This window comes from Streptomyces sp. NPDC045021 (assembly GCF_056432645.1).
The window spans coordinates 136,333-161,294 of record NZ_JBWKIQ010000001.1; the positions used below are offsets into that span (position 1 = coordinate 136,333).

24 protein-coding genes are annotated in these 24,962 nt (G+C 70.2%); 17 read left to right on the forward strand and 7 right to left on the reverse strand.

The window, feature by feature from the left end:
- Positions 1–496 precede the first annotated feature (496 nt).
- On the forward strand, positions 497–643 hold the full coding sequence (locus tag AC07DC_RS00600; RefSeq protein ID WP_478910469.1) for a hypothetical protein: 147 nt from the start codon (positions 497–499) through the stop codon (positions 641–643).
- A 61-nt stretch (positions 644–704) separates the two neighbouring features.
- Here the strand turns inward: AC07DC_RS00600 and AC07DC_RS00605 are convergent, their stop codons facing one another.
- Positions 705–1,283 carry a TetR/AcrR family transcriptional regulator gene (locus tag AC07DC_RS00605; RefSeq protein ID WP_478910471.1) on the reverse strand — a complete coding sequence of 193 codons (579 nt, stop codon included), beginning with the start codon at positions 1,281–1,283 and terminating at the stop codon, positions 705–707.
- A gap of 89 nt (positions 1,284–1,372) precedes the next feature.
- Between AC07DC_RS00605 and AC07DC_RS00610 the strand changes: the two genes are divergently transcribed.
- Together AC07DC_RS00610 and AC07DC_RS00615 are read left to right on the forward strand one after the other, a co-directional pair.
- A complete protein-coding gene (locus AC07DC_RS00610) occupies positions 1,373–1,777 on the forward strand; it encodes a nuclear transport factor 2 family protein (protein WP_478910473.1) in 405 nt (134 codons plus the stop codon).
- Between the two features lie 30 nt (positions 1,778–1,807).
- The gene (locus tag AC07DC_RS00615; RefSeq protein WP_478910475.1) at positions 1,808–2,812 is read left to right on the forward strand and encodes a zinc-dependent alcohol dehydrogenase family protein; all 1,005 of its coding nucleotides are present in this window, start codon (positions 1,808–1,810) and stop codon (positions 2,810–2,812) included.
- 96 nt (positions 2,813–2,908) lie between these two features.
- Here the strand turns inward: AC07DC_RS00615 and AC07DC_RS00620 are convergent, their stop codons facing one another.
- Positions 2,909–3,328: a PPOX class F420-dependent oxidoreductase gene (locus AC07DC_RS00620; RefSeq protein ID WP_478910477.1), complete on the reverse strand. Its 420-nt coding sequence runs from the start codon at positions 3,326–3,328 to the stop codon at positions 2,909–2,911.
- Positions 3,329–3,535: 207 nt separating this feature from the next.
- On the opposite strand from AC07DC_RS00620, the gene AC07DC_RS00625 reads away from it, so the two are divergent.
- From AC07DC_RS00625 to AC07DC_RS00660, 8 genes are all read left to right on the forward strand, one after another.
- Positions 3,536–4,369: an aldo/keto reductase gene (locus AC07DC_RS00625; RefSeq protein ID WP_478910479.1), complete on the forward strand. Its 834-nt coding sequence runs from the start codon at positions 3,536–3,538 to the stop codon at positions 4,367–4,369.
- 132 nt (positions 4,370–4,501) lie between these two features.
- A complete protein-coding gene (locus AC07DC_RS00630) occupies positions 4,502–5,269 on the forward strand; it encodes an alpha/beta hydrolase (RefSeq protein WP_478910480.1) in 768 nt (255 codons plus the stop codon).
- Positions 5,270–5,553: 284 nt separating this feature from the next.
- Positions 5,554–6,594 carry a hypothetical protein gene (locus AC07DC_RS00635; RefSeq protein ID WP_478910481.1) on the forward strand — a complete coding sequence of 347 codons (1,041 nt, stop codon included), beginning with the start codon at positions 5,554–5,556 and terminating at the stop codon, positions 6,592–6,594.
- Positions 6,595–6,870: 276 nt separating this feature from the next.
- The gene (locus AC07DC_RS00640) at positions 6,871–8,724 is read left to right on the forward strand and encodes an HSP90 family protein (protein WP_478910483.1); all 1,854 of its coding nucleotides are present in this window, start codon (positions 6,871–6,873) and stop codon (positions 8,722–8,724) included.
- Positions 8,724–11,666, forward strand: coding sequence for a hypothetical protein (locus AC07DC_RS00645; RefSeq protein WP_478910484.1), 2,943 nt, complete (start codon positions 8,724–8,726; stop codon positions 11,664–11,666). Before AC07DC_RS00640 ends, AC07DC_RS00645 begins: the two co-directional genes overlap by 1 nt.
- Before the next feature lie 196 nt (positions 11,667–11,862).
- Positions 11,863–12,180 carry a cupin domain-containing protein gene (locus AC07DC_RS00650; protein WP_478910486.1) on the forward strand — a complete coding sequence of 106 codons (318 nt, stop codon included), beginning with the start codon at positions 11,863–11,865 and terminating at the stop codon, positions 12,178–12,180.
- Positions 12,181–12,365: 185 nt separating this feature from the next.
- Positions 12,366–12,884 (forward strand): hypothetical protein, encoded by a 519-nt coding sequence (locus AC07DC_RS00655; protein ID WP_478910488.1) that lies wholly within the window; start codon positions 12,366–12,368, stop codon positions 12,882–12,884.
- Positions 12,885–12,915: 31 nt separating this feature from the next.
- Positions 12,916–13,656 (forward strand): hypothetical protein, encoded by a 741-nt coding sequence (locus AC07DC_RS00660; RefSeq protein WP_478910490.1) that lies wholly within the window; start codon positions 12,916–12,918, stop codon positions 13,654–13,656.
- 59 nt (positions 13,657–13,715) lie between these two features.
- Here the strand turns inward: AC07DC_RS00660 and AC07DC_RS00665 are convergent, their stop codons facing one another.
- The 5 genes from AC07DC_RS00665 to AC07DC_RS00685 all read right to left on the reverse strand — a co-directional run bounded on the left by AC07DC_RS00665 (position 13,716) and on the right by AC07DC_RS00685 (position 18,016).
- Positions 13,716–14,543, reverse strand: coding sequence for an alpha/beta fold hydrolase (locus tag AC07DC_RS00665; RefSeq protein ID WP_478910492.1), 828 nt, complete (start codon positions 14,541–14,543; stop codon positions 13,716–13,718).
- Positions 14,544–14,701: 158 nt separating this feature from the next.
- Positions 14,702–15,535, reverse strand: a complete 834-nt coding sequence (locus AC07DC_RS00670; RefSeq protein ID WP_478910494.1) for a hypothetical protein — start codon at positions 15,533–15,535, stop codon at positions 14,702–14,704.
- Complete coding sequence (locus tag AC07DC_RS00675; RefSeq protein WP_478910496.1) at positions 15,532–16,440, reverse strand: XRE family transcriptional regulator; 909 nt, start codon at positions 16,438–16,440, stop codon at positions 15,532–15,534. Before AC07DC_RS00675 ends, AC07DC_RS00670 begins: the two co-directional genes overlap by 4 nt.
- Positions 16,437–16,658, reverse strand: coding sequence for a hypothetical protein (locus AC07DC_RS00680; RefSeq protein ID WP_478910498.1), 222 nt, complete (start codon positions 16,656–16,658; stop codon positions 16,437–16,439). Before AC07DC_RS00680 ends, AC07DC_RS00675 begins: the two co-directional genes overlap by 4 nt.
- Before the next feature lie 458 nt (positions 16,659–17,116).
- Positions 17,117–18,016 carry a GNAT family N-acetyltransferase gene (locus AC07DC_RS00685; protein WP_478910500.1) on the reverse strand — a complete coding sequence of 300 codons (900 nt, stop codon included), beginning with the start codon at positions 18,014–18,016 and terminating at the stop codon, positions 17,117–17,119.
- Positions 18,017–18,107: 91 nt separating this feature from the next.
- Here AC07DC_RS00685 and AC07DC_RS00690 point away from each other — a divergent pair, with 91 nt between their 5' ends.
- The 6 genes from AC07DC_RS00690 (at position 18,108) to AC07DC_RS00715 (ending at position 24,942) form a co-directional block, all read left to right on the forward strand.
- A complete protein-coding gene (locus AC07DC_RS00690; protein ID WP_478910502.1) occupies positions 18,108–18,500 on the forward strand; it encodes a helix-turn-helix domain-containing protein in 393 nt (130 codons plus the stop codon).
- A gap of 92 nt (positions 18,501–18,592) precedes the next feature.
- Positions 18,593–19,003: a VOC family protein gene (locus tag AC07DC_RS00695; RefSeq protein ID WP_478910504.1), complete on the forward strand. Its 411-nt coding sequence runs from the start codon at positions 18,593–18,595 to the stop codon at positions 19,001–19,003.
- Positions 19,004–19,865: 862 nt separating this feature from the next.
- Positions 19,866–20,780, forward strand: coding sequence for a DUF5829 family protein (locus tag AC07DC_RS00700; RefSeq protein ID WP_478912558.1), 915 nt, complete (start codon positions 19,866–19,868; stop codon positions 20,778–20,780).
- 136 nt (positions 20,781–20,916) lie between these two features.
- Positions 20,917–22,362, forward strand: coding sequence for a hypothetical protein (locus tag AC07DC_RS00705; RefSeq protein ID WP_478910506.1), 1,446 nt, complete (start codon positions 20,917–20,919; stop codon positions 22,360–22,362).
- 61 nt (positions 22,363–22,423) lie between these two features.
- Positions 22,424–23,686 (forward strand): AAA family ATPase, encoded by a 1,263-nt coding sequence (locus AC07DC_RS00710; protein ID WP_478910508.1) that lies wholly within the window; start codon positions 22,424–22,426, stop codon positions 23,684–23,686.
- Positions 23,683–24,942, forward strand: coding sequence for a vWA domain-containing protein (locus AC07DC_RS00715; protein ID WP_478910510.1), 1,260 nt, complete (start codon positions 23,683–23,685; stop codon positions 24,940–24,942). The genes AC07DC_RS00710 and AC07DC_RS00715 overlap by 4 nt, the downstream gene beginning before the upstream one ends.
- The last annotated feature ends 20 nt before the right edge of the window (positions 24,943–24,962 follow it).

Consider the following 24,962-nt stretch of genomic DNA (forward strand, 5'->3'; position numbering starts at 1 on the left):
CGGGACGGCTGAGGTCGACGTGCGCCGAAGGGTCGCGCTCCAGGAGGATCTTCGTAGCCCGCTCTGCGCCGATCCTCCGGAACGTGTACAGCCATCTGGAGATCCCGGAAGGGTCGGTGAGGTCGACCTGCGCGGCAACTCGGCAGCTCAGGGCCTGTAGGGTCGGCTGCTCGTCTGCTTCCGCCAGGATCCCCAGTACATCGGCGACCGTACCTTCGCCGGAGGGATCGACCTCCGCCGCAAAGTCGCTGGTAAAGCCTCCGGCACTGCACACCCACGGCTCCGCCCCCTTGCTTCCCCGCCTGCTCTCCGTCGTGCCCGCCGCCTCTCCGCTCGTACCCGCAACGGGCACTGCGGATACCGGCAGGCGACGTCCGTGACCAGCAGCGTAGGACTCAAGACCGCCTTCGTGCCCGGGCCTTCGGACTTTGGTTCGGCCGTGGCAGCCGGCCGGGCCCGGCGGCCGAACAGAACTCTCCAAAAGGAGTCCTCTGCCATGACCGAACGTCCTCGACTTCGAAAGCTCGTCATGTACCGAACGACCCTGCGGCGACAGGCCCTCAACCGGGCGTTGCTCAGCGTTGCCGACGCGGCAGGCCCGGCGGCCTTGATCTGCATCGACTGGTGGCTGCGGATGCGTTGAACAGGCTTTCGGTCCGGCTGCGGCTGCTCGGCGTTGGGGCTCCAGCTGGGGTGATCCTTCGTCAGGTGGCCTGCTGCCCGGCATCGATGACCTGCTCGGCGAGTTGGCGGGCGGAGGCTGCGGGGTGCGTTGCGGGGCGGGTGGCCCCGGCCGCCAGTGCGCCGTCGATGAGCAGCAGGAGTTGGTCGGCCGCGACCGCCGGGTGCGGGTGTCCGAGCGCGACGAGTTCGTGCTCCAGGAGCCGGTGCACCCGCGTGCGGTACGCGCGGGTGATGGCGTGTCCCGGGTGGTCGGGGTCGGCCAGGGCGAGGTCGGCGGCCAGATAGCGGCAGCCGCGGAAGTCGGATCTGTCGATGGCCTCGCCGATGCCGTCGAAGACGGCGAGCAGGCGGGTGCGCGGGTCGTCGCCCGCCGCGTGCATGACCTGCTGGTAGGCGGCCTCGTCCTCGGCGGCGCTCCGCCGAAGGACTTCGGCGATCAGCCCGTCCTTGCCGCCGAAGTGCTCGTAGAGCGAGCGCCGGGCCACGTTCGCCGCCTTGAGCAGGGCGTCTACACCCACACCCATGCCCTCGCTGTAGGTCAACCGCTGTGCGGCTTCCAGGAGCCGTTCGCGAGGTCCCGGCTTGGTGCGCGTCGTCATGGGAGACAGCCTGCCACCACTTGACGAGTAGATCAACCGGTCTATATGGTTTTAGTAGATCATTCGTTCTACTTCTCGGGGGTTGTGTCATGTCGCTCCGCACCACGGCCGAGGTCATCGACCGTTTCAACCACGCCTTCATTCACCACGACGCCTCCGTACTCGCCGACCTGATCGGGGAGCAGTGCGTCATGGAGGCCAACCAACCGGCTCCCGACGGTGCCCGTTACGAAGGGCGTGCCGCGTGCCTGGAGTTCTGGCAGGCGATCGTCGAGGACCGCACCACCCAGTTCGAGCCCGAGGACGTCGTCGTCGCCGGTGAACGGGCCACGATCCGCTGGCGGTACCGCTTCGGCGACGGACCCACCGACTCGGTCCGCGGCGTGAACCTCATGTGCGTACGAGACGGCCTCATCGTCGAGGCCCTCGGCTACAGCAAGACCACGGGCGACGTGCCGCTGGCCGTCGACGGACTCGACGCACTCGACGGCTGAGCCCACAGACCAAGGACCGGAAGGATTCCCATGCGCAGTTATCACGTGGACAGCGGGGCCGGGATAGAAGGCCTGTCGGTCAAGGAGCACGCGGATCCGCTCCCCGGCACCGGGCAGGTACTGGTCGCCGTGAAGGCCGTGTCACTGAGCTACCGCGAGCTGATGGTGTTGCGCGGCGACTACGTTCTGCCCGTGAAACCGGACGTGATCCCGGTGTCGGACGGTGCGGGTGAAGTCGTCGCGGTCGGCCCCGGAGTGCACGCGGTGAAGGTCGGCGACCGCGTCGCCGCGACGCTCTTCCCGAGCTGGCAGGACGGCCCGTTCGGTCTCCAGCACCTGCCGCAGCGCGGCGGCTCACTCGACGGCATGCTCACGGAGCTTGCGCTGATCAGCGAGGACGCGCTCGTCCCGGTCCCCGACCACCTCTCCTACCAGGAGGCGGCGACGCTGCCCTGTGCCGCGGTCACCGCCTGGAACGCGCTGACCGGCGACGGAGCCGGCCTGCGGGCGGGCGAGACCCTCGTGACACAGGGGTCCGGCGGAGTGTCACTGTTCGCCATCCAGTTCGCCAAGGCGCTCGGAGCCCGGGTGATCGCGACGACGAGCAGCCCGGACAAGGCGCGGCGCCTCGTCGAACTCGGCGCCGACGAGGTCATCGACTACCGGGCCACACCCGACTGGGCCGCCAGGGTCGTGGAGTTGACCGGCGGCCGAGGTGCCGACCGCGTGGTCGACGTGGCGGGCCTGCTGGAGGAGTCGCTCAAGGCGGTGGCGGTGGCGGGCCACGTCGCATGCGTGGGCTTCGTCTCCGACACGGCACGACCCATCGACCCCGGGGTGCTGTTCGCCTCCGGCGCGACGCTGCGGACCGTGGCTGTCGGCAGCCGCACACAGTTCCTCGCGATGAACCGCGCCATCCAGGTCAACCGTCTCCACCCGGTCATCGACCGGGAGTTCTCCTTCGAGGACGCCCCCGACGCGTACCGCTTCTACGCCTCGGGCAAGGCCTTCGGCAAGGTCGTCATCGCGATCTGAAGGGAGCCGTCCATCGACCGGTGGCGGCGGAGCGGACGGCGACGGAGCGGACGGCAGCGGCAGCGCCGACCAGCCGCTCCGCCCCGCCGAGGGGCATCATCCGGGCTGGCTGCTGTCCTTCAGAGTGCCCCAGCCGTGCCAGCGGTCGATCTCGATCCACGCACTGAAACGGCGCCGCTCCCGCCGCGGGTACGGCTTGCCGAGGTACTGCTGGGACAACCGGTCGATGTCGGCCAGATCCTTGTCCTCGCGCAGTTCGACGACACGGCCGATGATGCTGATGTGCGTGTACCAGTTGCTCTCGTCGAGCACGGTGAGCGTCACCCGCGGATCGTTGCGCACATGCTCCAGCCGCTTGCGCCCCTCATCCATGTTGACCAGCACTCGGCCCTCGTCCCAGAGGTACCAGGTGGCGGTGGAGACCGGCTGACCATCCGAGCGCAGAGTCGTGACGACAGCCTGATTGGCCTTCGTCAACATCGTGACTGCCTCGTCGGGAAGCGGCGGCTTCGACATGGGACACCTTTCGTCGCTCATTGCTGCATTACTGCACTACTGCATTCCTACAGGCGATCACCCGTGATCATCTGTACTGGGCTGTGTCGCACCATCAGCAACTTCGAGTTTTCGCCATGAGGGGGCGCCGCGCCACCGCACCGGCGGTGCGATCATGGTGATCATCCGATGGCGGGCAACTCCTCGGGAGCTGAGAAGGAGCACACGATGGCAGAGGCTCGGACCGTGACGTTTCCCTCCGGTGTGCGGGTGCCGGCCCTCGGACAGGGCACCTGGTACATGGGGGAGGATCCTTCCCGGCGTTCCGAGGAGATCGCCGCTCTCCGGCGCGGCCTCGACCTCGGGCTGACGGTGATCGATACGGCGGAGATGTACGGAAGCGGCGCCGCCGAGGAACTGGTCGGCGAGGCGATTCGCGGCCGAAGGGACGAGTCCTTCCTCGTCAGCAAGGTGTTGCCGTCCCATGCCGACCGAAAGGGCACGGTCGACGCCTGCCATGCGAGCCTGCGCCGCATGCGGACCGACAGGATCGATCTCTACCTGCTGCACTGGCGTGGCGGTGTCCCGCTCCACGAAACCGTCGAGGCCCTGGAATCGCTCGTCTCGGAAGGCAGTATCGGCGCGTGGGGCGTGAGCAACCTGGACGTCGACGACCTCGCGGAGCTGCCCGACGGCGCCCGGCCACAGACCGATCAGGTGCTCTACAACCTCTCCCGGCGAGGCCCGGAATTCGATCTGTTCCCCTACTGCCGGGAACGCTCCATCCCGATCATGGCCTACTCCCCCGTCGAACAGGGCCGGTTGCTCGGCCATGAGGCGCTCGAAGCCGTGGGCGCCGGCCATGGGATGTCCTCCGTCCAGGTGGCGCTTGCCTGGGTCCTGCGCCGGGACGACGTCATCGCCATTCCCAAAGCCTCCACCACCGCGCACGTCGAGGAGAACCACGCGTCCCTCGACCTGCATCTCACGGCGGACGACCTCCGCATCCTCGACGCGGCCTTCCCGCCCCCGACCCGTAGTCAGCCCCTCGACATGCTGTGACCTGCCCGACCCGCCGCCGGCGCGGCTCTTGGGCATGGCAAGCTTCCGGGTACTCGGGCTCATCCGCAGGCCGGGCAGAACCGAATAGTTGGTGTGCGGGTGTCCGTCCCGCTCCCGGATCAGGAGGTCCTCGTGACGCCACGACCGCCGACGGCAGCGGTGCTCATCCTGCACGGCGGTCGCGAAACGGCGATCAAGCCACCTCCGCCCGGCCTGCTCAACCTGCCCGCAGTACGTATGCGCCCGTTCGCCCGGAGCCTGGCACGGGCCACCCGGAGCACGGGTGGCAATGACGGCGGGCGGGTACTGATCCGCAACATCCCGTACACCCACCGTGGCTGGAACGGTGCCCGCGAGGACCCGCTCCACGACGTCGCACGCGCCCTCGACGCCCTGGAGCGCGAGGCAGGCGGGATCCCGGTGGTGCTCCTGGGCCACTCCATGGGCGCCCGCGCCGCTCTCCGCGCCGCCGGACACCCCCTGGTCAAGGGAGTGGTCGGCCTCGCCCCGTGGTGCCCGCCGGGCGATCCGGTAACGCAGCTCGCGGGCCGTGACGCTGTTCTGCTCCACAGCACCCGCGACCGGATAACCAACCCTGAGGACACCCGCTCCCTCACCACCCGGGCCCGCCACGCGGGCGCCCGCACCTGCCTCATCACCATCCGGGACAGCGATCACGCGATGCTGCGCCGCGCCCCGTCATGGCACCGCCTGACGACCACGCTGGTCACCGGTCTCCTCGGCCTGACGCCCCTGCCGGCCCACGTCACGACGGCCCTCGCACTGCCCGAGAACGCGGAGACCGCCGAAGGCATCCTGGACCTCGACGTCGACCTGGACCGGCTCCGCACCGCGAAGGAAGCCAACACCCTGGGCTCCGCCTCCGCCTCGCGCCCGTGATGCAGGCCGCGGGCACAGCCGGCCACCGCTGACCACACGTCACGGATACGGCTGCGGACGCCGCACGCACAGGGCTACGTGACGAACAGGGTCCGATCGTCGCTCACTCGATGCGATGCAGAGTTCCCGCGCCGCCTCAACCGGTTCTTCCCGGGAGGATCCGGAACCGTTGCCGATGGCGAAAATCGACTCGGCACAGGTGTTCGGATCACGTCATGATATTCCTTCCACCTGGGGGGCGGTGTTCGTACGGCCCTGTTCACACATCGAGAGAGGGCCGCAGCATGGCACTGATCCGCCAACGTTCCGCCGTGGGGGCGCCGGACGAGAACCAGGAAGGTCCCGGCGCGTTCAGACCGGGACGTCCAGGACCGTTCACAGCGGCGCGCTGGATCCGCCCGACGGCACGCCTCGATCCCAGCGTCGGAGATGCGGGCCTCCGCACCCTGCGGGCGGCTGCCGCGGCCGGTGACTGGGCCACGATGAACGAGCAGCTGTCCGCCGTCACCGACGGCCAGGACCTGACGTGGCTGCTGACGAACGTGACCGAGGTCGCCGGGATCGAAGAGTGGATACCCGGGATCATCGCGGCCGACCCCGACGCCGCGCTGCCGCGGCTCGTCTCCGGAGCCCGGCACGTCGCCTGGGCCTGGGAGGCCCGGACCAAGCATCAGGCCAGGCATGTCTCCCGGGAACAGTTCCAGGTCTTCCACGAGCGGCTGCGCACCGCGGAGGAGCTGCTGTACGAGGTGGCCGAACGGGAACCGGAGTGGGTCGCTCCCTGGCTCTTCCTGCAGACCGCCGGGCGGGGCCTGGAGGTGGGACCCGAGATCGCCGCAATGCGTTTCGAGGCGGCCGTGCGCCGCTACCCCGGCCACCTGGCAAGCCATCAACAGCGGTTGCAGCAGTTGTGCGCCAAGTGGAGCGGGTCTCGCGAGGAGATGCACGCCTTCGCCCGGAACTCCATGCTGGCGGCGCCGGAAGGCAGCCCCCTGGGTGAGCTCGTCGCCATCGCGCACCTGGAGGATTGGCTGGAGAAGTGCCAGGCCCATGGCGACGGCGCGTACCTGCGCACGTACGAGGTGATCGGGCAGTTGCACGAGGCGGCCGACCGGTCGGTCCGCCACCGCGACTACACCCGGCCGCGGGGATGGGCCCGGGGGTTCAACACGTTTGCGCTGGCCTTCGCACTCGCGGGTGAGAGGTCCGCCGCCGCCGAGATGTTCCGGTCCGCGGGCGGAACCGTCACCGAATTCCCCTGGCTGTACGTCGCCGGGGACTCGGAGCAGAACTTCCGCACCTGGCGCAAGCGCGTCGGAGCCTGAGCCCCGGCCCCAACTCCCTCCCCAGCCCCAGTTCCAGTTCCAGCCTCCGAGTCAAGACCCGACTCAACCCCCTGCCCAAGGCCTCAGCCCAAGGCCCCGCCCAGCACCGCTAGTCGGACGCGTTCGTCGCGTCCGACGCCGGCGCTCGGCCCGACGCCTTGGCGCCGCCTCCCAAACCACCCCTGCCCCGCGCCCCCATCGGCGCTCCCCCGGAAGCCCCTCCAGGGCCATCTCCGGGTCCACCTCTCCAGGTGCCGAACGAGAGAGTCGTCTCAGGTGTCCGAAGCTCAGACCACCCATACGTTCCAAGTCGACCTGCGCGGCCTGGTCGACCTGCTGTCCCACCACCTCTACTCCAGTCCCCGCGTCTACCTGCGGGAGCTGCTGCAGAATGCTGTCGACGCGATCACCGCGCGGCAGGCCCTGTCGCCGGGCGCGCCCGCGCGGATCACCGTGCGCGCCGGCGACGACCTGACAGTCACCGACACCGGCATCGGCCTGTCGGAAGCCGATGTGCACACGTTCCTGGCGACCATCGGCCGCAGCTCCAAGCGCGGAGCCGACGGCGGGCTCGACGGGATGGAACTGGCCTCGGCACGGAGCGATTTCATCGGCCAGTTCGGCATCGGGCTGCTCGCCTGCTTCGTGGTCGCGGACGAGATCACCGTCGTGACCCGGTCGGCCGCGGACCCCGCGGCTGCGGTGGTCGAATGGCGCGGTACCTCCGACGGCCGCTACACCATCCGCACTCTGCCGGCGAGCGAGATGCCCGAGCCCGGTACGCGAGTGCGACTGGTGCCCCGTGGCGATGCGCGGGAGTGGACCCGTCCCGATCGGGTCGTCGCGCTCGCCCGGCACTACGGCAGTCTCCTCAAGCACGAGGTCACCGTCATCGACGGACGCGGCGACGCGACCCGCATCAATGACACCCCGGCACCCTGGGAGCGCCCCCACGCCTCCCCGCTGGCCCGTAAGGAGGCGCTGACCGAACACTGCCGGCAGACCTTCGACTTCACGCCGCTGGACACCATCGAACTCGACCTGCCCGTGGCAGGGCTGCGGGGCGTCGCCTACGTTCTGCCGACCGCTGTACATCCTTCACGGCAGGCGGGCCACCGGGTCCATCTCAAGGGCATGCTCGTGTCCGACCAGGCGCAGGAACTGCTGCCGGAGTGGGCGTTCTTCGTCCGCTGTGTCGTGGACGCCGACAGCCTGCGCCCGACCGCTTCCCGTGAGGCGCTGTACGAGGACGAGACGCTCGCGGCGATCCGCGACGCCCTCGGCGCACGGATCCGCGACTGGCTCACCGGCCTGTCGGCCAGCGACCCGGCCCTGCTGCACCGCTTCATCAGCACCCACCACCTCGCCGTCAAGGCACTCGCCCGGTACGACGACGAACTGCTGCGTCTGCTCCTGCCATGGCTGCCGTTCGAGACCACCGACGGCAACGTCACCCTTGACGAGTTCGCGCGGGCCCACCCGGTGATCCTGGTGGCCCAGACCGTCGAGGAGTTCCGGCAGGTCGCCCCCATCGCCAGCGCGGCCGGGCTCGGCGTGGTCAACGGCGGGTACACCTACGACAGCGACCTGGTGCACCGGCTGCCCGAGATCCGGCCCGGGGTCTCGGTCGTCGACCTCGACCCCAGCGCCGTCACCGCTCACCTGGACGCCGTCGACCCGGCGGCCGAGCTCGCCGCGACCTGGTTCCTGCACATCGCGCGTGAAGTCATGGGGCAGTTCGACTGCGATGTCGTGCTGCGCAGCTTCCACCCCGTCAACGCTCCCGCGCTGCTGCTGGACAACCGCGAGGCGCGGCACGAACGCACTCGCACGGAACTCGCCGGCCAGGCCGACGGCCTGTGGGCCGACATCCTCGGCTCGCTGCGCTCCGAGGCGCCCCGCGCCCAGCTGGTGCTCAACCACCTCAACCCCCTGGTGCGGCGCGCCGCCACGATCACCGAGCGCGGTCTGGCGGTGACGGCCGTGGAAGCGCTGTACGGCCAAGCCCTCCTGCTGACCCGCCGGCCGCTGCGGTCGACCGAAAGCGCTCTGCTCAACCGGGCCTTCATCAACCTGCTCGCCCACGCCATGCACGACCCGATGGCAGCCGACCCCCCGGAGGAGTCGTAATGCTGGACACCCCAGAGGCCGTCTTCGACGCCCTGCGCGAGAACAACGAGCGACCCTACGGCCGCCCGCGGACCGTTGCCGCCGAGGAACTCGTCGAGGCCGCAGACCAGTTCGAGGACCGCGGCAGTCTGGTCACCGCGCTGCTGGAGCTGATGGAGGCCTACGCGTACACGGGCGAGCACCGCAAAGGGCCCGTGGTCTTCGCACGCATCCTGAAGGTGCGGGAGAGCGACCCCGACGCGTTCAGCGAGTGGGAGGCCGGTCAGATCCTGTGGCGGTTCAAGTGGGTGGCGAACTCGCTGATCCAGGTGCCGGACGTTCCGCTCACCGCGGTCCGGCGCTGGATCGACGAGATGCGCGACCGCTACCGCGCGGACGGCCACGGACTGCAGCCCGTCTACGCGCTGCGCTACCAACTCGCCGTGCACACCGGTACCGGTGTGCTCCCGGCCTTCGACCTGTGGGCGACCCGACCGCGCTCCGAGCTCAGCGACTGCGAGGCCTGCGAGATCCGCCGGCAGGCCTGCCACCAGGTGCGGGAAGGGGCGGACGAGCGTGCGCTCACCACCTGGCAGCCGGTCCTGTCCGGCGCCCTCACCTGCACCGAGGAGCCGTACGGCAGCCAGGCCTTCAGCCTGCTCCCGCTGTTGCGCACGGGCCGCCCGGACGAGGCCCGCTCGAACCACCTCGTCGGGTACCGCTTCGCCCGCGGCAAGACGGGAATGACGCAGGAGATCGGTCTGCACCTGGAGTTCTGCGCCCTGTCCCGCAACGCGGGCCGCGGCCTGGAGATCCTCGCGGAGAACCGGGTGCTGTTCGAGGACAACGGTGCTCCGCTGGCCCGCCTCGGCTTCCTCACGGGTGTGGAACTGCTGCTGGCGGGACTGGTCGGCGACGGCCATGGTGAGCTTGCCGTGGCAGGACCGCCCGGGCGCAACTGGACCGCGACCGCGCTGCTGGACCACGTCCGCGCGGAGGCCGGGAGCGTCGCCGCCGCCTTCGACGCCCGCAACGGCACCACCGCGGTCGGCGACGAGCGCCGGACGCGGCTGGCACAGCTGCCCCTGCTGGCCGAACCCCTGGTCCTGGGCGTCCGCGCCGCGCTGCCCGTCACGTCGGCGACCCCGGCGGCACCGGCCGTCCTGGCTTCCGCCGAGCCGATACCGGAGGACTTCACCGCCCTGGTGACCCGGGCCCGCGAGCTGTCACGAGTCGGTCGCCCGGACGACGAGGCGCTGTGGCGCCGCGTCGCCGAGCTCGTCGTGGCCGACGGCCACGTCCACGCGGCCGAGCTGGGCCCTGAGGTAATGCTGCGGGCCGAACTCGCCGAGCAGGCGGGCTTCGAGGCGTTCGAGGACGAGAAGTGGCAGCGGGGCCGCGAGGCGATGCTCGAAGCCGCCGCGACGTACGAGGAGGCGGGCCTGCCCAGCCACGCCGTGGCCGCTCGCGCCCGGGCCGCCACGGGACTGGCCGCCGGCGCGCAGGAGGATCCCGAGTTGGACGGCTCTTCGGTCGGCGAGGAACTGGACACGGCCTTGCTCCGTGCCAGGGAACTGCTGGCCGGTGACGCGGAGGGTGAGACGGAAGGTGAGACGGAGCGGTATCTGGCCGTACTGCAGTGCCTCGTGTCCGTCGCGCACCAGTCGCTGATCAAGGAACTGCCCGACGTTTCCGATGACACGCGCAAGACGTTCGACGCGGCGCTCGCGGAGTTCCACGCCGAGGCGATCCGGCTGGAGTGCGTCCATCGGATCTCGACAGCCCACCAGTTCACCGCTGACGTCGCGGCCCGGACCGGCCGGCTCGATGCCGCCACGGACGAGGCGAGGACCGCGCTGCAGCTGATCGAGACGGCGTTGCAGCCCTGGCGTGCAACCCGGCTGCTGGGGCTGCTGGGCCAGATCACCATGCAGAACGGGCACCCCGACGAGGCCGTGCCGCTCCTGCACCGTGCGCTGGCCTCCGCCGCCCAGTGGGGCGACCGGTCCTTCCCCGTCAGCTCCACCTACGCGATGCTCGGCCACGCCTGCGCGCACTCGGGAGACACCCAGGGCGCCATCCGGAATCTCTCCGAAGCCGCCGACCGCCTCGACCGCGAAGGAGAGACCGAGAACGCCGCGCAGGTCAGACTCGAACTCGCCTCAACGCTCACGAACGCGAACCGGCAGGCCGACGCTGTCGCGGTCCTCGAATCGGTGCTGAACGACGAGACCAACTCCGACGAGACCGGCTCCTTGGACGAGCGGCTCCGCGCCCAGATACGGCTCGATCTGGCACGCGGGCTGAGCGCGCTCGACGAGAAGCGCGCCGCCGCCGAGGAGTTCCTCCGGCTCGCCGACTCCCTGGCGGAGTGGCCCGAGCAGGGCACCCACACGATGGTCGCCTGCGAAGCCGCGGTCGCCCTGGCCGAGGCCGACCTGTGGGAACCCGCACGAGCGGCCTACGCACGCGCCTTGGCCTCGCACGCGACGGCGCCCCGCCCCGGGCGCGTCACGGGAATGATGTGCGAGTTCGCGCGGCTGACGATGGTCGCCCGGGACGCCGAAGGGCTGGACGACGCGCTCGGCCATCTCGCGGAGGCCGACCGGGTCTGCGAGCAGATCCCTGACGATGCCGAGGACTTCGTCACCTGGTACCAGACCGGAACCATCCGCTACCAGCGGTCCCGCGCCTATGCGGCGGCCGAACGGTACGCGGAAGCCCTCGCCGAAATGGAGCTCGCGATCACCGCGTACGAGGCCGGCGGCCGGCCCGCGGAGGAGCCCCGTGCAGAAGCCGTCCGAGTGGCGGCCCTGATCGAGGGCAACGCGCTGGGCGCCGTGGACGCCGCGGCGGCCCGGTTGTCGACGGCCATCACCCGGTGCGAACAGGCGGGGCTCCCGGGAGCCGCCTCGGCCCTGGCCTCACTGCGACAGGGTCTCCTGACCCAGCAGAACGCCTGAACGCCGGCGCAGCCTGCCCCCTGGCCGGTCCCGCCCGCATCCTCCCGGGCGGTACCGACCAGGGGCTTCACCTTCCTCGTACCGGCCCGGACCAGGATCTGAAGCGGATTCGAAACCGGATCCGACCGGCCCCACCGCGTATATTCGACGAGCGTGCAGCGGTACGGCCCGGAGGACAACGAGCGGGGAAGAGGCCATGACGACAACGGCGCACGCGAGCGTGCAGCACGAGGACCAGCGAGTACGCGTCACCCGCTGGGACTTCGAGCCGGGCACGCGCACCGGCCCCCATGTCCACGAGCACGACTACGTCGTCGTCCCGGTGGTCGACGGCCGGATCAGCGCGCTGTCGCCCGACGGATCGGCGGTCGAGTCAGATCTACGGGCGGGCGAGTCGTACGCCCGCCCCGCGGGTGCCGAGCACGACGTCGTCAACACCGGAAGCTCATGGCTGGCTTTCGTCGAGATCGAACTCAAGGAGCCCCCCGCGTCCCCGTCACCTCCCGCGCCCTGATCTGCCTGGTCGGTTCCGGGGTTCGGATCTCGCGAGCCCGTTGCCGGCAACTGCGCCTCACCACACCGCAGTACGGTCTCCGACCAGGGCACGAGCATGTGTTAGCGTCGGCGCCGCGTCCGCACGACCGGCGGACGGTCTCATAGTTTGGGGGATGTATGCGCGCCTTTCGATGGGCTGTTGCCGTGTCGTTCACGGTTGTCTCACTCGTCGGATCGTCCTTTGCCACGGCAAGCGCGGAACCGCTGTCACCGCCGACGCCCGGCCCCGTCGTGGTGCACGAGATCGCACCGAGTTCCGAAGCCGCTCCGCAGGCCGCGGCCGCCGAGATAGGCCTCTTCCTGACGGATGGCGACAAGGTCCACTACTCGACGTGGACGAAGGGTGCCCCTGCCGCCATGTCCGGGCACGGCTGGTGGATCAAGGGCACGACCAAGGCCACGAAGGCCAAGGTGACCATCTGGCTCGAGGTGAAGTCCGGCAGCAGCTGGCACGTGGTCGGCCAGGGTGCGAAGACCGTCTACCCCGGTGGCGGCAGCGCACGGCGGGCGACGGCGCGCATGGTGTGCGCCGCGGGCCCGATCGCTTCGGGTACGAAGTACACGTACCGCACGCGGATCGATGTCGACCTCGTCGGCTATGCCGACAGCGCTGAACAGGCCGTGACGACGCCGGCGGCGTATCCCTGCCTGCCCACCTCATAGTCGGAAGCGATGGGTGATTCCTTTGACCGGCATGGAATCGACGCTGATCGTCAGCCTGATGGGCTCGATCGAACTGCATGACTGGGCCCGCCGGCAGTACGCGAACGGCGTGGATGACGACGCGTTCATCCTGATCGTGAGGCAGAGCGTCATGCAGGGAATGACGGCGTTCCACCAGTCGAAGGAATCACCCCGCATCCTGTGGCGTCACAACGACGCCGGCGATGCGTGGACAGGAAGCGCCGAAGCACCCGAGTTGATCTGGCTGCAGGTGGACACGGACGGCACGGAACGGGGCAGGGTCCCACTCCAGCCGATCGGCTCGGTGCTGGAGAAGGTCCTCGGAAAGGTCGGCACACCCCGGATCACTCAGGGCGACTTCCTGCTGCCACTCGGCGAGTTCAACGGCGAACCCGTCGAGTTCGCCTACGATCGCGACTGGTTCGCGTTCTCCGATCCGGCGCTTGCGGAAGTGATCGGCATCGACCTCTACTCCTCCACCGCCGACAGCGCCCGGGCGGCATCCGTCGTCAGCAGTGCGCAGACCTGGCTCGGCGACGCCGCGGCCCTGGAAATCCGTGACAGTCCGGATCCAGGGCCGGTGGAATTCCGGGGCTCCGCGTATGTTCCGCTGGAATTCCTCGGACACGTCGACTGCACGGTCCGCGAGTGGTCCGTCGAGGTGCTCGCCTGGCTCACCGAGGTCCTCGGCTGGGCCATGCGGGACGCGGGTTGCGGAGACCACGGATTCGTACGGCTGCGCCGACGCTGAACCCGAGGGCAGGTGTTCAGCCACTCGGATCGTCCTGACCATGACGCCGGTACGCCGAGTCAGCCCAGCACCTCGCGCAGCCGGGTCGCAAAGCCGTCGGGGTCCTCGGCGAAGCCGGTGTGGCCACCGGGGAACACGGTGGGCTCGGCGCCGAGTGCCGAGGCGAGGGCGATCGAGGTGCGCTCGCAGATCTGGCCGCCCGATTCCTTGCCCAGGCCGATGACAACCCGGGTCTGCGTTGAGCGCAGGGCGGTGAGGTCCGGGTGCCACCGGGTGGTCGGGCGCAGCATGTGCGCGAACTGGAAGTGGTCGTCCGCGATCTGCTGCGGCTCCCACTCTCCGCCGAACATCTGGTCGAACACGCCGTCGGGCAGGTTGATGTTGGCCAGGGCCATGAACTGCTTCCAGGCACCTGTCCGGTCGCCGGACAGGTGGGTGGCGATCATGTCCTCGGTCAGCGCCCGGATCTGCTCGCGGTCGTCGAGCAGTTCGTTCAGCGGGGGTTCGTGGGCGATGACGGTGTGGACGAGTCCGGGGTGGGCCTGGACAAGGGCGAGGGCACTGACGGCCCCGCCGCTGGAGCCAAGGACCGTGGCCGGGCCGGCGTCGAGGTGGACCAGGAGCCGGGACAGGTCGTCGGCCCGCATCTCCGGGGTCGAGTCCTGGTCGGGGTCGTCGACCGGGCTGCGGTTGATGCCGCGAGGGTCGGTGGTGAGAACGGTGTGGTCGGGTGCCAGCCGCTCCGCGAGCGGCGCGAACGACCTGGCGTCCATCGGCGCGCCGACGAGCACCACGAGGGGCCCCTGGCCACGTACCTCATAGTGCAGCCGGGCTCCGGGGACCCGGAGGGTGTCGACGGTGGCGGGAACGGGAGACGTCGGGTTCACAGGGATCCTCCTGGTGCGGGGCGACAAAGCATGCTCACCAAGGGAGACTCCCGTGCTGCGGCAAATTCATCGCTCCCGAGCGAAATACATCGCACCGCCTGAGCGGCTGTCCGGACCACCAGGTGCGCCCCGGCACCGTCGTCAGCGGTCGCCCACCGTCATCGGTGGCCGCCGCGCGTTGGATCCTCGGAGGCGGCGTCGGCGCGCATGTGGTCGGGACGACGCCGCAGTGACGGAGAGCGGGCTTTCTGGCGCTGGCAGGTGGCGCCGCTGATGCTGGGCGCGGCGGCCAGGATGATGGCGATGTGATCCGCGAAGTGCGGTCCCGGCAGCGGGATCTCGACGTCGGGGTTGTCGACGTAGCCGGCCGCGACGGCGCTGGGGACGTACTCCATCACCGCGGTCACGACTTCGGTTCTGGATCTGTCGGCCGGACTCAGGAGCCTGCCCAGGACGCGCAGGACGGTCGGAGTGCTGGAGTCGAGGTTGAGGTTGTCGGACGGTTCCGCGGAGCCGGGAAGGTTGACCGTCTCGGGCGCGGGCTGGGTGTCGATGCGGGTCTGCTTGCCCCACCATGCGGCCGCGTGGGTCTCCCCCAGGGCGAGGTGGTGCAGGTACAGGCAGTAGGAGGCCACGTCGTCGCCGGCGCCTGCGGCGTACTGCCACCAGAAGCGGGCGCCGTCCTCGGAGTCGGCCAGATGCAGGATGCATCCCAGGACCCTGGCACCGCCCGGCTCCGGCAGCTGCGCGGTGACGAAGTCACTCAGCGAAGTCGCGGCGGTCTGGGTCACGACGGTCTCGCAGAGGGTCTGCAGGTCGTAGGCCGCGTCTCCCCCGGGAGGGTCCTCGTTGAACGGGCTCGACGACGGCCAGGACAGAACGTCGTCAGAGCCGGCGGAGGTGTGGACATCCTCGTACGTGACCACGTCGCTGGGGATGCCGGGCTCCCGCATCAGGAGTGCACGTGCGAGGAGTTGGTCGATCGACGTCATAGGGAAGCGCCTCCCGGGCGGTCGTGGAGGTTGAGAGTCTCGGTCAGCGTGCGTTTGGCGTGGCGGTCGTCGGAGCGCGCCGAGGCGAGCGGAACACCCAGCACTTCGGCCGCGGCGGTGGTGTCCATGCCGCACAGGTAGCGCAGGATCGTTACGTCCATCTGGTTGTCCGGCAGGCGGCTGACGGCGTCGAACAACGTCAGCGATTCGCCGACCTGCGCGAAGCGGGCCGCGGGGTCTGCGGCCCGGTCCTGGGCGACGGTGGCGAAGGCGGCAGCGGCCAGCAGCGGGTGGTTGTCGATGTGCGGGGTGCGCGCCATGACCCGGGCGCGCAGGAGCCGCCAGGCGAACCGCTGGACGTTGGAACTCCCCAGAGCCTCGTCCCAACACAGCCACAGGATGTCGAAGGCCTCCAAGACCACGCAGGCGGCCCGCTCCTCGGTGAGCAGGAGCGCCTTGGCGTAGGAGGTGTAGGGGGCGCGGTGGGTGTCGGTGAAGCCCTGGTGGTCCAGCGGCCGGACTTCGGGCCCCTTCGACGGCGGGACCTCCGCTATGCAGCCGTCTATCCAGTCCTTCTTCTTCTGCGCCTCGCGCGCCGCCGCGATCCACAGCCGGCGCATGGGCCGGGCCGGGATGCCCAGCACGCGGATCACGCTGTAGGTGATCTCCCACCGCGGGTACAGGCCGGCGCCGCGCAGCAGTTCCGAGATCCGTGTCTTGGAGTACCCCGACCGCTCCACGAGGTCGTCGAGCGTCAAACCGCTGGTGAAGAGCCGGGTACGAACCGGCTCGAGCCAGGCGCGGTGAGAGGTGCCGGCCTGCTCCGTGATCGGTTCCGGCTTCCTGCCCCGCCGGATGGGCGGCTCCCCCTCGGTCTGCTCGGGCGGCACGGCATGGGGGCTCACCGGGTGGCACCTTCGTCCGACCCCGCGGCAGGAGCAGATCCGGCCGCGGTGGATTCGGGCCTCCCGCAGGCGGACGCATGGACGACCTGCTGCACCAGCAGCCCGAGCGAGGGCACCAACGCGGCCACAGCGGTCAACTGCCCGAGCGCGGCCATGACCGCACTCCATGAGAAGACCGACACCAACACGATGAGGGTCAACACCTGCTTACTGGACATCGGGACCTTTCCCGTTCCAACGACGACGAGGGGCATCCGGAAGGCCTCTTCGCGGCGGTGCTGACGCGCCGTCGAGGAGCCGGGACGCCAGCATGGTGGGGAGACGCGCTGCCGCGCCACGTGATCATGCGATTGCGGAACAATGGCCGCGGGTTCCCCGCGCCGCGGACGCCATTCGGCTCGAACACCCGTGGGAATGATGCCGCGTTGATCGCTCTTAAGGGCGAACTTCCCCTGTTTTTCGTGCGCTTGCGTCGCTGGCGTCCGTCAATGGGAGATCGGACGCCTCCGGCGTCGGAACCTTCCCTCCGGAAGGCCGTGCCGTCCCCGTGCTGAGCGACAAGGGGGACGGCACACCGCTCCCGCCCGGCCCTTCACCGGCGGGAGCGGCTTCAGGACGGTGGCGCGCACCCGCTCAAAAGCCGCGCACAGTGGGCAGACCGCGGCACCGTCCGCCCTCACCCCGACGTAGCTGTGGTGATCCGCTTCTCGAACCAGTGGTGGGCGTAAGGCTCGTCGTTGAAGGCGGCGACCTCCTGGAAGCCGTGGGAGTGGTACAGCTCGATCGCGGCGCTGAGCACCTTGTTGGTGTCCAGCCGCAGTACCTCGCAGCCGTGCCGGCCGGCCATCGCCTCCAGTTCGGCCAGGAACCGGCGGCCGAGGCCGAGCCTGCGGGCCCGGGGAGCCACCCACATACGCTTGATCTCGGCCGGAGCGCCGTGCGGCAGCTTCAGACCGGCGCAGCCGACCGGGTCGCCGTGCAGCCGGGCAACGAGGAACAGGCCGTGCGGCGGCCGGAGTTCGCCCGCGTCGGGCAGCAGACTGCGTGCCGGGTCGAAGCCGGTCTCGAAGCGCTCCTGCAACTCGGTGAAGTAGGACCGCAGGCAGTGCTGGGCGTCGGGGTGGTCCGGATCGACGACGTTCAGCGTGACCGTCGCGGCGGTCAGCAGCCGGTCGACCTCGGCCATGGCGGCGACCAGCCGGGCACGCTGAGCAGTGTTGAGCGGTGCCAGCAGGGAGCCGGCCAGCTCGTCGCTGCGACCGTCGAGTACGGCGCGCTCCGCGCGGCCCGCGTCGGTGAGCCGGACGGTGCGCACCCGCCTGTCCCGGGGCTGCGGCTCCACGGTCACCAGGCCGTCGGTCTCCAGCGAGCGAAGCAGCCGGCTGACGTACCCCGAGTCGAGCCCGAGGCGCTCGCGCAGCCGGCGCACGTCCTCGCCCTGCTCGCCGATCTCCCAGAGCAGCCGAGCCTCGCCGATGGGCCGGTCGCGGCCCAGGTAGCGGTCGTGAAGCACGCCGACACGTTCGGTGACGGTGCGGTTGAACCGCCTCACTTGGTTGATCTGCACCTCATCCATTCTCTGACTTTAGTCAGAGAATGCGCTTCGGCGCCAGGAGCGCACCGGCGGGTGGGCCACGGACAGCGGACAACCGTGGTGTGATGGCGCCGTGAGCAGCGCCGCAGAAGAGACCAATCGCCGCATGCTGCGGGCCCGGGATGCGATGGACCGTGCCTACGCGCAGCCCTTGGACGTCCCGGCCCTGGCCCGGATCGCCCATGTGTCGCAGGCGCACTTCGCGCGTACCTTCCGGGCCACTTTCGGCGAGACGCCGCACCGCTACCTGCAGCGACGCCGGGTCGAGCGTGCGATGTTCCTGCTGCGGGAGACGGACCGCAGCGTGACGGACATCTGCTTCCAGGTCGGCTTCGGCAGCCCGGGAACCTTCAGCCGCACGTTCCGTGACATCGTCGGCCGGTCCCCGAGGGCGTACCGCAAGGAGGCCGCGGCCGCGGACGTGCCGACGTGCTTCACCATGGCGTGGACGCGGCCGAGCGCCTGAGCCTCGGCACGAGCGTTCGCACGACCGCAGCGTCCGCCGACTGAGCAGTTTTGGATAAGTTTTCGTCCGGCCCGCCCAGTAGCGTGATGCACATGTTCACCGCCATCACACACTCACAGATCTACGTCCTGGACCAGGACGAGGCCCTCGACTTCTACGTCAACAAGCTCGGTCTGGAGGTCAGCGCCGACATCGACATGGGCTTCATGCGCTGGCTGACCGTCAACGTCCCCGGCCACCCGGATCGCCAGATCCTGCTGGAGAAGCCGGGCGCCCCGGCGATGTCCGAAGAGACGGCAGAACAGGTCCGCGAGCTGCTGACCAAGGGCGCGACGGGTGGCTCCCTCATCTTCAGCACGGAGGACTGCCGCAAGACGTACGACACGTTGCGGAGCCGGGGCGTCGAGCTCACCGAGGAACCCACGGAGCGCCCGTACGGAATCGACTGCGCCCTCCGCGACCCCTTCGGCAACAGCATCCGCTTCACGCAACCCAAGGGCTAGAACCGTCCGACGGCAAGCCCCTTCACTTCAGGTACCCGCCGTCTCCGCGTCTCCTCCCCGGGCCGGTACATCGCGCCCGGGGGGGCCGGCGCGGGGATTCATTCCTTCGGCGGAAAACGCCGGATCATGGTCACCCCCAGAGGACCGTGAGGGCCACGACCGTTGCCTCGCCGATCCTTCAGGGCGTGGCGCCCTCCGGGACCGCCAGTTGATGGCCGCACGGGAAGCGCATCACGCGCTCGGCCGGCTTCAGTTCGGGCGTGCCGCGCTGAGCGCAGTCCGGGCACACGGCAGGAGTTCCCTGGCAGTACGCCGAACGCACCGCGGCCCACTCCACATCCGTCAGTTCCCGCATCATCAGCTACCGCCCGTTTCCCGTGACAAGGTCCATGCGCGGCAGCGTAACCACCGACTCGCTTCGCACCACCACCCTCTTGCGCGAGGCTCCCCCATGTGCCAGCGGTTGTTACGGAGCAGACCTCTGACGGAGCACAGCACTACGCGCCGAGGCACGTGGCCCGGCCCAACGCCGGCCCTCACCCCACGGCCGGGTGATGCGATCTCGCCGGAACATCTCGAAGATGCCGTGGTCGACCCGCAGATGCACGTCGCCAAGCTCGAGAACCCGTGATTGCACGTCAGACCACCCGTCGGTTCACGCGCAGGTGCAAGTCCCCCGTAGTCGAATACCAGCGGCTCCATGCCGAAGAAGGTATCGCGGGCCAACATCGATCATCGGAAGGGGTGATGATGCGCAGCCCGATCGCCGGCCAGGGTCCAGGGCCCGGTTGTTCGAACCGGCAGCGCGGTTGGTTCGCTGCGTTCTACGATCATTTGCATGCTACGTCGCCGAGTGCTGCGAATGGCCATGGTCCTTGCTGTGATTCTCACCGGGGTGCTTCAAGGGGGTACGGCAACCGCGTGGGCCGGGAAGAGCCGGTCGCACCCCGATCGGCAGTTGCTGTTCTACTACCATGCCTATGGTGTGCTCGACCGGGAAACCGCCGATGCCATCGAGCACTCCGACTACCTGCGGAGCTTCGCCAACTTCCAGGTCCGCACCACGACGGGCACCGGCGGACAGACCTGGACCGGTCGCTATCTGATGGGTCGCCAGACGTACCTCGAACTGTTCGGGATCGGCGATCTACCCGGCCAGGACGGTGGCCTCGGCGCCGGCGGGATGGGGCTCTCGGTCGAGCGGTCCGGCGCCCTGGCAACAGTGACCGAGCGCCTGCGGGACCAGGGGATCGCCAACCCGGTCGAGTTCCGTCAGACGCGTGACTTCGGCGACGGCGTACCGGTGCCGTGGTTCGACGCCGTGTTCACCACCGACCAGTACGACTCCTTCGGAGCCTGGGGGATGGAGTACCTGCCGGAGTACTTCGCCGACCCGCGCAGCAAGACGGAGCCGGCCAATTACCCCGGTGACGTCGGCCGAGAGCGTTATCTCTCCGACGACTACCGCGACCACCTGATGCGGGACGTGACCTCGATCCGTCTCGCGGTCTCCGGACGCGACCTCGCCAACACGGTGCCGTTGCTGAAGGCCGGCGGGTTCGCCGTGCGGTCGGTGGCGGGCGGTGGCGTCGTCGCACACGGTGGCGGCACCACGATCCGGTTCGACGCCGTCGCGTCTGACAAGGTCGGCCTGCGGCAGGTCGAGATGTCGCTCAACCATCCCGTCAGGTACCGCCACGAGGAGCGGATCGGCCGGTCGACTCTCACCGTCGGCCCGGGCACCCGTGCCGTGTGGACCTTCGACGACACGAAGTAGCAGGTCTCGACAGCAGAAACCCGGAGCGTCCGACCGAAAACGCCTGGCAGATCGCGATCCGGAGCGTTACGATCTCCGCGATGACGACTCTTTCTCTCAATAGATTGGGGGCCCCATCCGCGCAAGGTGAGTGCTGATGCTCACTCAGACCGCGAATGGGGATTCCCGCCTTTCCCTCTGGCTGCGCGTGCGCGAGTTCGCCGTGCCGCCGTCCATGATCGAGACTGCGACCGCCCGCCGCCGTGCCGGGGACTGGGCAGGAGCGTGCGCCGCCGCGGGCATCGATGTCGATCTCAATCTGCGTTCCGTGGCGCGGGCCCATGGCCATGATCTCGCAGCCCGCATCCGGGCCGATCTCCGCCATCTGGCGCCTGACCTGTTGCGCTGGCACATGCCGCGCATCGCTCCCAACGGCCTGCTGCGCCCGGGCCTGACCGTAGCCCTGGCTCGCTACGACGCCCCGGGGTGTGCCGGCGCGAGCCCGATACACCTCGTGGCTCGGACTCCGCCGGCTTGGGCGGATGCCGGCCAGCGGATCAGCCTCGCGCTGTGGGAGGGATCCCACTCCGGGGTCGGCGCCTCCCGCCAGCGGCATCCCCATCCGCACCCCCGTCCCAATCGGCGGTTCCGCCTCGACCTGCACCGCCACCTGTGGGACGCGCGCAGGACCGATGAGCTGCGGATCCGGTCCGGGGCCGATCGGTTGCCCCCCGCCGGCCACCCGGTGCTCGACCAGGAGTTGCAGGACCAGGAGTTGCTGGATCCGGAAGTGCTCGGGGCGGTATCGCAGGGGCACCGCTGCGCCGTTGACCGGTGGGCGGCCGAAGCAGAGATCCTGCTCCAGGCCGAAGGGCGGACGACCGGTACCTTCACCGTGCGGTTCGGGGCCCGACATCGCCTCTACTTGCACCTGGTCGAAGACGGTGACGGCCACCAGCCGCCCGCCTTGCGGATCGCGTCGGCGCCCGTGGACGGCAGCGCCTGTTCGCTGCCGGTCCTGCCCGACGCCGCCGCCTGGGCGCTGCCCGACCTGGAACTGATCCGCACCGGTGCGATCGAGGCCGACCGGCTGCACCCGCTCGTCGCCTCGGCACTGGTACCGGATCATTCACCGGCCGGTTCCTCCCGGAACCCCGACTGGGCAGGACAACCGCGCCTGGTGGAGTGCCGGGGAGCTGAGCACCGGATCGGCCTGGTCGACGGAGTGCTGGCCCCGCTGGACCACGACCCGGCCGAGATCCGCCGGGAGGAACTGCTGGTCGCGCTGACCGGCACTCCGCTTCCCTGCCTGCGGGCGATCGATGAGGCGCACCGTCGGCCGAACTGCCTCACCGGCGTCCGCGAACGCCTGGACCATGGCGACACCGACGGTGCGCTGGCCGTCGTCGAGGGCCTGCTGGGCCCTGACGCACTGCTGCGCGCCGGCGCTCTGCGGGACGAACTGGAGACGGCCGCAGCCCGGCGGATCGCCTACGGGCTGTACCGATCGGGGCTGATCGGACCCGGGCCCGGCCGTATTCCTCCGGATCGTCAAAGCCCCGGCGACCACTACCCACGCCCACGCCAGAAGGCGTTCCGCTGACCTCTGGGGCCTGCGTCCCCTGTACCCGCTCGACCCACCACGAACCCATAGGTGATCAAACATGCCCACATGCACCCCGTTCGCCACCACCGGCGCCCCCTCCGAGCCGACCCATGCCTCCCAGCTGGACGTCGCAGGGGAGTTGCTCAGCCTGCTGCGCGACGCGACCACCGAACCCCGCCCCGACACACAACTGGAGGCCCTGACGCTGGCTGTGGCCGCCGACCTGCCCGTGCTTCTGTGGGGCGAGCCGGGCATCGGCAAGACCGCGGCCCTGACCCAGCTCGCCGCGGCCCTGGACCTTCCGCTGACCACGGTGATCGCCAGTGTGCACGAGCCGTCCGACTTCTCCGGGCTGCCCGTCATCGGCGACGATCCCGCGGAACACGGTGTCCCGATGGCCCCGCCGGACTGGGCGGTTCGACTCGTGCGAGCCGGCCGAGGGCTGCTGTTCCTGGACGAGCTGTCCACCGCGCCACCGGCCGTTCAGGCCGCCCTGCTCCGCCTCGTGCTCGAGCGGCGGATCGGCGCCCTGCAACTGCCGCCCGGCGTCAGGATCGTGGCCGCCGCCAATCCGCGGTCCTCGGCGGCCGACGGCTGGGAGCTGAGCCCGCCGCTGGCCAACCGCTTCGTGCATCTTCAGTGGACCCACGACCACGAGGTCGTGGTGCGCGGCCTCGGCGGGACCTGGCCCCGGGCGACCCTGCCGCGGCTCGACCCGGCGAGGTTGTCGGAGGCCGTGCACTTCGCCCGTCGCGCGGTGTGCGGGTTGCTCTCCGCCCGCCCCACGCTCGTGCACCGGCTGCCCAGCAGTGAAACGCGCCGGGGCGGCGCCTGGCCGTCACCCCGGAGCTGGGAGATGACGCTCTGCCTCATCGCCTTCGCGACCGCGGCCGGCTCCTCCCGGGAGGTTCTCTCCCTGCTGGTCAGAGGCACCGTGGGAGACGGTCCGGGACTGGAGCTGCTGGCGAGCCTGGACCGGATGGATCTCCCGGACCCCGAGACGCTTCTCGCGGACCCCGCGGGTTCCTCCCTCCCCGAGCGGGGGGATCTGCGTCAAGCCGTGCTCGACGGTGTGGTGGAGGCGGTCCGCAAGCGCCCGGAGAAGTCCCGCTGGGACGCGGCGTGGGCGCTGCTGGCCCGGGCGGTGGAGACCGGAGCGCCGGACCTGGTGGTCGTCCCCGCGACCACACTCGCCACCCTGCGCCACGAGGACTGGGACGTTCCGGAGGCGATCGCGGGGCTCGCCGGAGCGGTGTCCCTGTCGCAGCGGGCAGACCGCGCGGCGGCGAGGGCCGCGGTCGCCACGAAGGCCGGCCGATGATCCAGGACGCTCCGGGGATTCTCGACCTCGACAAGCTCTTCGCCGCCCGACTGCACGCGGCGCGGGTCCGGCCCTATCTGGCGACGGCTCTGTTCGCCCTGCACACCGTCGAGTCGCGGCTGGTGCCGACGATGGCCGTCGACCGGAACTGGCGGTGTTACGTCTCGCCGGCGTTCGTGGATGCGACGCCGGTGGAGGAACTCGCCGGAGTGTGGGTGCACGAAGTGTCGCATCTGCTGCGCGACCACCATGGGCGCAGTGACCGGGTCGCGCGCGAGCGCGGGCTGACTGGCCGGGGGGAACGGTTGCGGATGAACATCGCCGCGGACTGCGAGATCAACGACGACGCGTTCGGTGACGGACTGGTCCGGCCCGAAGGTGCTGTCGAGCCCGGGTCCTTGGGGCTGCCCAAGGGGCAGCTCATGGAGGACTATCTGCGCCAGTTCAGTCTCGGGCCGTGTACGCAGAGCCTGGCCTGGCTGGACTGCGGCAGTGGCGCCGACGGACTCTACCGGGGGTGGGACCTGGGACCGGACGGTGCGCACGGCCTCAGCGAGCAGGAACGGGACGCGGTCCGGTTCCGGGTGGCGCAGGGCATCAACGGCCGGCCGGGGAGGGCCCCGAAGGGGTGGCAGCGGTGGGCGGAGGAGGCGTTCCAACCGCCGCAGCCGTGGCGGCACTTGCTGGGAGCGGCGGTCCGCTCGGCAGCCTCGGGCTCCGGCGCGGGCGAGGACTACACCTACGGCCGGCCCTCGCGGCGCTCGGTCGGGGTGCCCGGCGTTGTTCTGCCGAGTCTCCGGCGCAGGCCGCCTCGGGTCTCGGTCGTCATCGACACCTCCGGTTCCGTCAGTGACGCCGAACTGGGCAGCGCGCTCCTGGAGGTTGCCGCGATCTCCCGTGCCGTGGGCGGCCGTCGCGACCTGGTCACCGTGGTGCCGTGCGACGCGGCGGCCCATGTCGTGCATCCGCTGTGCCGTTCCGAGGGGATTCCGCTGTTGGGCGGTGGGGGTACGGATCTGCGCTCGGGCTTCGCCAAGGCGCTCCGGGCCGCGTCCCGACCGGATGTCATCGTGGTCCTGACCGACGGGCAGACGCCCTGGCCGAGCACACGACCGCCGTGCCGGACGGTGGTGGGTCTGTTCCCGCGGCAGCGGGCCGCCCGGTCGTCGGACGAGGACGATCCCGATTACGTGCCGGACTCACCGCCCGAGTGGGCACGCGTGGTGGTCATCGGGTCCGCTCCCGCTGCTCGGTGATCCCCGTGATCGACGCCGCG